Annotated in this window: 2 protein-coding genes; both read left to right on the top strand. The window is 72.5% G+C overall.

Translation table 11 applies throughout. From position 1 onward, the window contains the following. A partial coding sequence (mdcG, locus tag ABY44_RS11365) for a malonate decarboxylase holo-[acyl-carrier-protein] synthase (RefSeq protein WP_431641198.1) occupies positions 1–387 on the top strand: 387 nt, incomplete at its 5' end. Next, on the top strand, positions 384–738 hold a 355-nt coding region (locus tag ABY44_RS11360; RefSeq protein ID WP_431641197.1), incomplete at its 3' end, for a triphosphoribosyl-dephospho-CoA synthase. The genes mdcG and ABY44_RS11360, both read left to right, overlap by 4 nt.

Here is a 738-nt window from a genome sequence, read left to right as displayed (position 1 = left end):
TTGTCCGACGTGCTCGCGGCCGCGCCCGACGCATGGCGCACGCCGTTGCGCGAGCTCGATGCGCTCGGCGCGCGGTGCGGCGTGCAGGGCCGCGTGTTCGGCAGCCTCGCATGGCAGGCGCTGACGGGCGAGCCGTACCTGGGCGAGTCGTCCGACCTCGACATCGCGTTTCCGCTACCGGAAGCCGCATCGGTCGCGACGCTGCTCGACGGCCTCGCGGCGATCGACGGGCGCGCGCCCATGCGCATCGACGGCGAACTGCTGCGCGACGACGGCGCGGGCGTCAACTGGCGCGAACTGCATGCGCGGCAGCCTGAAGTCGCGGTCAAGACGGCGATCGCCGTCGAACTGATGCCGGTCGACGCCTTCACCGGGGGCGCGCGATGAGTGCATGGGCCGCCTGCCGCATACCGGCGCCGTCCGAAGCCGGGCGCATCGCCGAACTGGCCGAGCGCAGCCTCGTGCTCGAGATCGAGACCTATCCGAAGCCGGGGCTCGTCAGTCACGTCGACACCGGCAGTCACACCGACATGGATGCCGCGACGTTCGCACGTAGCGCCGCCGTGCTGCGGCCTTACTTCGCGGAACTGGCCGACGCAGGCGCGCGCGATGCGGACATGGCCGTGCTGCGCAAGATCGGCCTGCGTGCCGAGCACGCGATGCTCGCCGCGACGGGCGGCGTCAACACGCATCGCGGCGCGATCTTCGGGCTCGGGCTGCTGTGCGCGGCGGCGGGCC

The organism is Burkholderia sp. ZZQ-2 (assembly GCF_050768715.1).
Taxonomy (GTDB): Bacteria; Pseudomonadota; Gammaproteobacteria; order Burkholderiales; family Burkholderiaceae; genus Burkholderia; species Burkholderia cepacia.
This window is presented reverse-complemented; position numbering and strand designations above follow the sequence as displayed.